General features: G+C 71.2%; 6 protein-coding genes and 3 pseudogenes. 4 read left to right on the top strand and 5 right to left on the bottom strand.

All coding sequences use genetic code 11. The features are described from left to right. Positions 1–574: 574 nt before the first annotated feature. A complete protein-coding gene (locus tag ACFXA3_RS26320; RefSeq protein ID WP_385190759.1) occupies positions 575–4,492 on the bottom strand; it encodes a HEAT repeat domain-containing protein in 3,918 nt (1,305 codons plus the stop codon). A 182-nt stretch (positions 4,493–4,674) separates the two neighbouring features. On the opposite strand from ACFXA3_RS26320, the gene ACFXA3_RS26315 reads away from it, so the two are divergent. Further along, on the top strand, positions 4,675–4,845 hold the full coding sequence (locus ACFXA3_RS26315; RefSeq protein WP_385190757.1) for a hypothetical protein: 171 nt from the start codon (positions 4,675–4,677) through the stop codon (positions 4,843–4,845). A 192-nt stretch (positions 4,846–5,037) separates the two neighbouring features. On the opposite strand, the gene ACFXA3_RS26310 is transcribed toward ACFXA3_RS26315, so the two are convergent. Next, positions 5,038–5,352, bottom strand: coding sequence for a hypothetical protein (locus tag ACFXA3_RS26310; RefSeq protein ID WP_385190756.1), 315 nt, complete (start codon positions 5,350–5,352; stop codon positions 5,038–5,040). Positions 5,353–5,491: 139 nt separating this feature from the next. Beyond that, complete coding sequence (locus ACFXA3_RS26305) at positions 5,492–5,653, bottom strand: hypothetical protein (protein ID WP_385190762.1); 162 nt, start codon at positions 5,651–5,653, stop codon at positions 5,492–5,494. Between the two features lie 221 nt (positions 5,654–5,874). Here ACFXA3_RS26305 and ACFXA3_RS26300 point away from each other — a divergent pair, with 221 nt between their 5' ends. Continuing rightward, positions 5,875–6,444 carry a helix-turn-helix transcriptional regulator gene (locus ACFXA3_RS26300; RefSeq protein ID WP_385190760.1) on the top strand — a complete coding sequence of 190 codons (570 nt, stop codon included), beginning with the start codon at positions 5,875–5,877 and terminating at the stop codon, positions 6,442–6,444. Between the two features lie 78 nt (positions 6,445–6,522). Here the strand turns inward: ACFXA3_RS26300 and ACFXA3_RS26295 are convergent. Beyond that, positions 6,523–6,999: pseudogene (locus ACFXA3_RS26295) on the bottom strand (transposase); the annotation flags it as partial. 25 nt (positions 7,000–7,024) lie between these two features. Continuing rightward, a pseudogene (locus ACFXA3_RS26290) lies at positions 7,025–7,123 on the bottom strand (IS5/IS1182 family transposase); the annotation flags it as partial. Between the two features lie 179 nt (positions 7,124–7,302). Between ACFXA3_RS26290 and ACFXA3_RS26285 the strand changes: the two are divergent. Together ACFXA3_RS26285 and ACFXA3_RS26280 are read left to right on the top strand one after the other, a co-directional pair. Continuing rightward, positions 7,303–7,596, top strand: a pseudogene (locus ACFXA3_RS26285) (XdhC family protein); the annotation flags it as partial. 57 nt (positions 7,597–7,653) lie between these two features. Then, on the top strand, positions 7,654–8,082 hold the full coding sequence (locus ACFXA3_RS26280; RefSeq protein WP_385190754.1) for an SRPBCC family protein: 429 nt from the start codon (positions 7,654–7,656) through the stop codon (positions 8,080–8,082). The last annotated feature ends 473 nt before the right edge of the window (positions 8,083–8,555 follow it).

Here is an 8,555-nt window from a genome sequence, read left to right as displayed (position 1 = left end):
GCCCGGGCGGGGGGGGGCCGCCGGCGGGTAGCACGGCGGCGGGGGTGGGGGGGTTGCCGGACCCCCGCGGGGGCGGGGGCGACACTATCTGAACTGGGATTCTATCGGCCAAGGTCTCCGTTTTCGTTTGGTTGCTTTCGGTACAGGCGGAGATCGGGCGCGGCAACGAAACAGCAGCCGGATTGTCCTGGACCCCGGACCCTCCCCGCAGGTTCCGGGACGATATGCCCTTGCGGGACGCCGCGTTCCACGGCAGCCGACCATCCCCGCGAGCGCGGGTCCGACCTGGGCATCTGGCGCCGGCTGCAGTTGATCCCCGAACTATCCCCGCAGGCGCGGGGTCCACTCGGCAGTCGTGGACGTGCCTGAGGCGGGAAGATCCCCGCGGGCGCGGGGTCCACTCTTTTGATCTGGGGTTTTTTCAGCCAGTAGCTGTTCTCATTCAGTCGGGTCGGCGATGGAGAAACAGACCCGACTCAGTGTTACCACGGTTTCACCGAGAAGGCCGTTTGCCCGGCAGCCGCGCCAAGCACACGGGCCCCCAAGGGGCGGACGGGCCTTCGGCTCCCGGCTGCTACCAGTCGTCGGCGAGGCGGTCGGCGAGCGTCTGGATCTCCGGGTCGTACGGCCACCGTTCGGCGAGTGACTCGACGGCGACCCGTTGCAGTCCCCAGACGGACTCGTCGGCGGCCCGCTCGCGCAGCAGCGCCTCGGTGGCCGGGTCGTCGCGCCAGCCGCCCGCCAGGGCCCGGATCGCCGCGATTCGGGTGATGTCGTCGGCCGGGCCGGCGACGATCCGCCGGAGCAGCGCCCCCGTCTCCGGGTCGTCGCGCCAGCCGGCCGCCAGGTGGTGGACGGCGTCCGCGCGCAGGTGGGCGTACGGGTCGTTGGTGGCGAGCCGGCGCAGCAGGACGGCGGTGTCCGGGGTGCGCCGGTGCATAACGAGGGCCTGGACGGCGGCCGTACGGACGCAGTGTTCCGGGTCGTGCTCGGCCCTGTCGTGCAACAGCGCGACGGTGCCCGGGGCGTCGCGCCAGCCGGCTCCGAGCGTCCGCACCGCCGTCGCCCGTACGTACGTGGCATCGCCGTCCCGAGCGAGGTCGACGAGCAGCGACCTGGTCTCCGGGTCGCCGCGCCATCCGGCGGCGAGCGCGAGGACGGCCACCGAACGGGGGGCCTGCGCGTCGCCCACGCCGCCGGCGACCGCGCGCAGCAACGCCCTGGCGTCGTCATGGTCGGGCCACAGGGAGTAGACGGCCCACAGCGCGGCCTCTCGCACCCGCTCGCTCGCGTCGGAGGCGGCGAGTCCGCACAGCCACGGCAGCGTGCGCGGATCGGCGGGCCATCCCGTGGCCAGCGCCCGCACCGCGGCCTCCCGGACCTTGCCGTCGGGGTGCGTTTCGGCCCGTTCGCGCAACAGCATCGGGGTCTTCGGGTCGTCGCGCCGGTCGACGAGGGGTTTCAGCGCGGCGTATCGCGGACTTTCCTCGGAGGACGGGTACGCGGACCAGGCCGAGTCGGCACGGTCGGTCCGGGTCTCGGTGCGGGCGAGTGCCCACTCCGCCTTCTCCCGTACCCAGCTCTCGCCGTCCGGGTCGGCGGCGATCGAACGCAGCAGTGCCGCCGTCTCGGGATCGTCGGGCCAGCCCTCGACGAGGACGTTGAACACGGAGGTCCGCAGGTACAGGTCCGGATCGTCGGCGGCGCACCCGCGTACGACGTCTGCGGCATCCGGGTCGCCCGGCCAGTCGGCCGCGAGGCATCTCACCGCGGCGAGGCGGACCCGGTGGTCCCGGTCGCCAGTGGCGCGTTCACGCAACGCGGCGAACGTCTCGGGATCGCCCCGCCGGACCTCGGCGAGCGCGGCGAGCGCGCCCCGCCGCAGGTGCGGGTCGTCGTCGGCGAGGCACGTCCGCAGCCAGTCCGCGGCGGACTGGTCCGACGGCTCCGACGGCTCCGACGGCTCCGACGGGCGCATCATCGCGAACAGCCGCATCGAGCCGTACCTGACGTTCGCGTCGGGGTCCTTCTCGGCGAACTCGCGGAGCAGTCCGGCGACCTGGGCGTCGTGGGGCCATTCCTGGATGAGGGCGAGCAGCGCCTCCTCCCTGTCGGCGGGCGTGGACCCGAAGACGGCCTGACCGACCAGGCCGTCGCGGAACCCGCCGTCGTCGCGCAGGAGCGCGGCGCCGACCCGTGCGGCCGGCGGCACCTCGAACCAGGCGAAGTCCGACCCCTCCCTCATGACGTTCAGGAACTGGCCGCGCGCCAAGTACCAGTCGTGGTAGCGCTCACGGATACCGGAGTTGCGTGCGCCGAGCCGGCAGAGCACGGGCGGCAACGTCTCCACGACGGCGCGGGTGACCGGGGAACCGGGGAACGCCCGTTCCGTGACCATGTACTCGATCAGCGCGATCACCGCGTTGACGACGGCGGAACACTGCGCGGGCAGCAGGTCGGGGTCGCGGACCTCGCCGAGGCAGCGGGCGGCGAGCACGATGTGGTGGGGCGTCTCGTCCGAGGACGTCCCGGGCCGCCGGACGAACCACAGCGGGTCGGCGGCGAGGAGGTGGCCGACGATCCGGCCGGCGAGGTGCGGTTCGACCATTCCCGCGACGAGGACGAGGGTTTCGTGCCGGGCGGGGTCGGCCCACTGCTCGCCGTACACCTGGTGGACGAGGGCGTCCGCGGTCAGGCTGCGCTCGCCGGTAAGCCGGTGCAGGATGTCCGCCGCGGCGAGGTAGTCGAGGAGCGCGCGGTGGGGGAAGCCGTACATGCGCGCTCCGAAGTGGCTGAGGATGCCGGTCCGCGCGCGGAACTCGTCGAGCATCGTGCGGGCGAGCGCCATCGAGCGTTCGGGTGGGAACCTGCTGCGCAGGAAGCCGTCGATCGCCGCCACCAGCTCTTCTTCGCGCAGCAGGCTCCCGGCCGTCCCGGCCCCGTTCCCGGCCCCGTCCCTGCTCCCGTCCCCGTCCTGCATCCGACGGGCCACGCGGCCCAGCAGCTCCAGCCGGTCACGCTCACGCAGGTGGCCCACGTCCTCGGCCATCCGCTCGTCGTGCGAGTACCGGCTCGGATCCCACTGCGCGATGAACGCGCTCACGGTGTGCTCGTACACCCCGCGCCGGTCCCGCGGCAGGTCACGGTGCTCACCGCGGAGGGCCAGCATGGTGAGCATCAGCGGATTGCCGGCCAGTTCGCCCGCTGCCGGCGAGTCGTCGATGGCCGCCAGCAGCCGCTCCCGCAGCCGGGCCGCCTCGGCCTCGTCCGCCGGGAGGGCCGACCGGTACCAGCCGGTCACGAACGCGTCGATCTGTTCCCGGTCGAAGTCCTGCAGCGTGTAAGCCTGGAAGCCCTCGCGTTCGAGCACCCCCCGCTGGAACTCGATCACCCGGGAGGTCACCACGACACGGGCGCTCGGATAGCGCTCCGCGAACCCGGCGATTTCGCCGGTGACTTCCTCACGCAGCCGTGGGTCGAACAGCTCATCGAGCCCGTCGAAGACCACCACGGCGCGGCCACCGCCGCGCAGGTACTCCTCGACCACGTCTCTGGGCAAGCCCCGCCCGCTGGTGTGGTGCAGGCGCTCGACGAGGTCGAGGAGGGTGCACGAGCGCCACATCGAGTTGGCGTACGCACGCAGCTCCACCAGGAGGGGCAGCGATCCGGCGAGCGGGTCGAGGTCCGGGGCGAGGCCACGGGCCGGGGCGGCGTCGCGCGCCGGATCGGTGTCCATCGCCTCCGCGAGCGCGAGCGCCAAGTACCGGGCGAGCGTCGACTTGCCCGCGCCCGGGTTCCCGAGCAGCACGATCCGCCGAGCGGACTCGTCGGCCAGCACCTGCAGGACACGGCGGACCGGACGGTCACGGTACGTCCGGCCGACGCGGCCGTACGCTTCGACGCCGCCGACCGCGGGCGGGCCGTACGAGGGTTGCCCCGCCGGCGGATCCATGCGAACCGTCGGGGCGACGAACACGTCGCTCAGCCGGAGCCGCGGACGGCCGACCGGATCGCTTCCGGACGCGAAGACCTCGACGTGCGCGTACCGCCGGCGCAGCGCCGCACGGCATGCCTGGCGTGCGGCGTCGAACCCCTTCGGCATCTTCCGCCCAGTAGCGGCCCGGCCGGGGGGACGGGCGGTCCTGGCCTGCTCGTGCCGCGCCTTCCAGAGCTCCCTGCTGCTCCGCCACTCCGACTCGCTCTTGACGCGGTCCGGTTTGCCGAGGGCCGCGGACCGCAGCTGCCAGGACCACTCCAGCAGGACTTTGACCAGCTCCCACAGGTCCTCGAAGTCCTTGGCCGGTGTGCCCCTTTCGAACCAGCCGCCGACGGTGGTGGCCTTCAGCACCGGAAGCTCTTTCGCCGTCCGGCGCTCGTTGGCCAGCTTGATCGCAGCCAAGCGTTTCCTGCCCTGGAGCGCCTCGGTCTCCAACCCCAACAGCTCGTCGCGGAGCGTCCGACGTCCGGCGCTCAGGTCCCCTGCGGTGCTCATCCTGTCCTTTCCGCGCCCGCCGGATCCATCGACTCTTGCCGACGGTCGGCGCGCCAAGCCTCTGAACTGGTTCTTCGCTGCCGCGGTCCATCCGATCCGGTAAAGGTTCCCCGACCCCGGGCGATCCGCTGGGATGGGCCCCGCGCGGACCGACGGACGGCCGCGCGGACGGAAGGACTGCCATGGATCTCACTGCCTGGGCCCTGGTGCCCGTGGCCGGCATGCTGGTTGCGGCCGCCACGGCCGTGGCGATCGTGACGGTCGCCCTGAAGGGGACCGCCTCACGCGACCGCGCCACGGTTCTCAAGGCCGTTGCGGAGGTGGTGCGCGCGGTACGCGGCCGCCGTTCGTGAGCGGCAGCCACGATGCGCGAGGTGGGCGTACCGGGCATCAGGGCCGTCGGGCGTGGACCTCATGGGCGGAGTCTCTCCCGGCTTCGGCGAGGACGTCGGCCATATGGAGCATTTTGACCTGGAGTTCGACTCGGGGGGCCTGCGCCGAATGCCGGTGTAGGCCCGACGCACCTCGCCCAGGCCCTCCCGAAGTCACGGCTGCGGAAGCGGCTCACGGCGGTGGCGGCCACAGATCAGCCACGATGTTCTTTGCAGCTTGTCGGTCGTTTCGTCCAACGGGCCTGTCGGCTTCCTCGGAGTGAGGAAGCCGCGCGTCTGGATTTCGTGGATGGTGGCTCGACGGCCGTCGGGGGTGAGGGCGTAGTAGGCGCGTCGGCGGCCGGCATCGCGTCCGTCTGGAGCACGGTTGCGCCAGCAGTACTCGTCGAGGGAGTGGGCCATGTGGCAGATCGCAGTAAGCCCGTCCGGGTGTCCGGATTTTAGGTGGCGTTGGAGCGTGATGGTCATGAGGTTCGGAAGGTGGGGGCTGAGACGGTCGGTGAATCTCGCGGACTGTGAGCCGTGGCTCTCCGGGAAGAAGGGGTGCAGGTAAGAACTCTGTCACCAGCCACAAACGGGAACATATTGGGATGAAGTTGGCTGCTCGTCAGGTGAGGAGGGTGGCGAGGGTGCCAGTTACGACGGCGGCGAGGGTGATGACAGCAGCGAAGGTAGTGGCGGCGCGGTTGAGGGCGGTGGGGTAGCTGGCGTTGTCCATGCGGGCGAGCTTGCCCGCGCCGGCAGCGGCCAGCAGCGCGACGACGGTCACGAAGGCGGTGGTGAGCAGGACTACGGCGACGGTTACGGCAATCTCCCGGTACGCAGTGGGTGTTGACGTGGTCGAAGGTCGCGGAATCCGTCTTCGGCGGAGTTCGCCGGGAGGAAGATGAACACCGGCGAACACGACGGTCCTGGGGGCGCACCGTGCACGACGAGCACCACGGCCAGAATCCGGCGCTGACCGAGCTGCGGGAAAGGCTGAGGGCCTGGATGTCCCGCATGCGGCTGAACCAGACGGATCTCGCTGGGCGCGCCGGGCCGGGGCGCACGACGGTATCGGAGGCGCTCTCGCCGGCGAAGCCGGCACCCTCGCCCGAGACGGTGGCGGCCCTGGCCCGTGCACTGCAGCTGCCGGTGGAGGAGCTGCGGGAGTTGCAGCGGAGCGCGGTCGAGGACACCGAGGGTGAGGCGCGGTCGGTGCCGCGGCGTTCGATCGGTGAGTGGGATCCACACGACCTGGAAGTCCACCCGGCGGGGCCCGGAGAGGGCGTCTCCGGGCCCGGGAGGTCGGGGACGCGGACGATGCCCGGGTATGTGCGGCGCGAGCACGACCTGGCCGCCACGGCAACCACGAAGCCCTGTACCACCTGGCCATCAGGCGGGAAGAGGCCGGGGACCAGGACGGCGCCGAAACCCTGGCCCGACAGGCCACCGACCACGGCAACACCGAAGCCCTGTACCGACTGGCCGGGGAGCTGGAAACTTCACGAGGCTGTGGCCGTATGGCCTGGATCCGGACGGCACACCTACCTCTCCATGGCGAGCGTTCGTGTCGATTGAGCGGAGTAGACGCGTACCGCCGGGCACGTCGTAGGGATGCCGCCGTTTGCGGCTGGTGAGAAACGCCTAACTTGATCTTTAACCTGTGCGGCGTGGGCGAGGGGTCGTCGACTTCTTCGTCTTCGGTTTCGTGGTGTCGGTTTTGCGGACTGTGTGCACGTCGTGGCGTGGGGTGGGCCTGGTGTTCTTGCGGCCTGGTGGCCTGCCGGGTCCGGGGCGGGAAGGTTTCGGTGCACCGGCCGGGCAGGTGGTCTTCGGGCGGATGTGCCGGACGTCCCGGCGGACTCGGGCGGGCGTGAGACGTTCGACGGGTGCAGGTTTCTCCCAGGGGCGGCGTAGGTCGGCTGCCAGTGGCCGGGCGAGCCGGAGATGGGTGTAGGCGGAGAGAATCAGCCAGGTCCAGCGGTCCGCCGCTTCGGGCATGCGGATCTTCGGGGAGGTCCAGCTGAGGGTCTGTTTGAACAGGCGGAAGGTGTGCTCGATGTCGAAACGCCGCAGGTAGGCCTGCCAGAGCCGGTCGACGCCCGTGGGGTCGGCATCGGTGCCGGACCAGGTCGCCGGTCTGCCACTGGCCGGCCGTGGCGAACCGCTTTCGGGGCTGGAGCGCGAGCATCGGCCCGAGGTGGTCGATGATGTGGTCCGCGGCAGACTTCGAGACCCCGAACAGCAGAGCGAACTCTGGCGGCCCGGTGAAGAAGTCGGCCCCGCACGGCGTATCGCCCACGGCTCACCGGGAGCGGGTCAGGACCGACCCCTCCACCAGGTGCGCCCCAAGGGGTGACGTTCGCGCCGGGCGCGCGACTGGTGTGGACGTCCAGCGGCCTCCGGCTCCGCCCGCGCCGGGCGCGGCGGAGTCGAAGGCCGCTTCGGGTCCTGATCATGACCCACGACCACGCCGAGGACGCCGCACTGTGCGACGCCGCCCTGCGCACCGCAGGTCTCGGCACGATCGGACTGATCGGCTCGGCTGCCAAATGGGCGCGGTTCCGGCACCGACTGTCCAGCGAGGGCGGCCACGACGCAGCCGCCATCGCTCGGATCAAGACCCCCCTCGGAATCACGGAGATCACTGGCAAGGAACCCGCCACGATCGCGGTGAGCGTCGCGGCCGACCTGCTCCGGACCTTCGAACAGGAAGAACGTGCTGAGTGAACGTCACCACGCGACTGGCCGTACCGTGGGGGATCGACTTCGAACAAAGGAACGCGAGTGCGGTACAAGGTGACGGTGGATGTCGCGGCAGCGCCGGAGCGGGTGTGGGAGGTGCTGGCCGACATCGAGGGCTGGCCTCGCTGGACGGTGTCGAAGACGAGCGTACGGCTGTTGTCCGGCGGCCCGGTGGCGGTCGGGAGCGAGGCGGAGGTCCGGCAGCTCAAGCTGGCGACCGAGGTGTGGCAGGTCACCGAGATGGAGGTCGGGCGCAGCTTCGAGTGGCGCTCCCAGAACCCGGTGTTCACCACGATCAGTACGCACCGGATCGAGCCGCTCGGCGCGGGCCGGTCCCGCGTCGTGCTCGGCCTGCAGCAGAAGGGTTTCATGGCGCCGCTGCTCGCGCTGGCGTACGGCAAGCTGACTCGCCGGTACGTCGACATGGAGGCGGCCGGGCTGAAGCGGTACTGCGAGGCAATGGGCGGCTGAGCGCAGTGCCGGGTCCTGGCAAGGGGCGGTCGGGGAGGACTCCGAGCCCCGCTTGGATCTGCTGCTCGGCTTCCTCTGCCAACACAGCGACAATCCTCCGCGTGTCCATGCAGATCACTGCAATGAACGGACCCCGTCGCCCGGCACCGCTCGTTCGATTCCCGACCGGACCTGACCTGAGTCGGCCGTGCCAATCTGGCGAGCCGGGTGTGGCGCCGAGCCGGCGTTCCTCGTCCTGGCGGGCCCTGAGGGTCCGCCGCCCTGTGCCCCGGGAGGGGCCACCTGTTTCCTGGGATGTCGCCGCTCCACACGAGCCGGCCGACGCTGCCGGCTGCCTGCGTCGGGCCGCTGAGGAGTATTGCCCGTCATTCACTGCTTCGCGAACTGCGGGGTTACGCATCCCGCAGCCGCACCGGCACGAGCGGTGGACTGCCACGGTACGAACAGGTGGGGTCCTCGACCGACTTCCGGTC

Source organism: Streptomyces sp. NPDC059456, from assembly GCF_042750055.1.
GTDB lineage: Bacteria > Actinomycetota > Actinomycetes > Streptomycetales > Streptomycetaceae > Streptomyces.
The sequence above is the reverse complement of the archived record's forward strand: the minus strand, read 5'-3'. Positions and strand labels throughout refer to the sequence as shown.

Bases quoted from the DNA above. Each gene is read 5' to 3' on its own strand.
- ACFXA3_RS26320 (WP_385190759.1), bottom strand. From the start codon at position 4,492: ATGAGCACCGCAGGGGACCTGAGCGCCGGACGTCGGACGCTCCGCGAC.
- ACFXA3_RS26300 (WP_385190760.1), top strand. From the start codon at position 5,875: ATGTCCCGCATGCGGCTGAACCAGACGGATCTCGCTGGGCGCGCCGGG.
- ACFXA3_RS26310 (WP_385190756.1), bottom strand. From the start codon at position 5,352: ATGACCATCACGCTCCAACGCCACCTAAAATCCGGACACCCGGACGGG.
- ACFXA3_RS26315 (WP_385190757.1), top strand. From the start codon at position 4,675: ATGGATCTCACTGCCTGGGCCCTGGTGCCCGTGGCCGGCATGCTGGTT.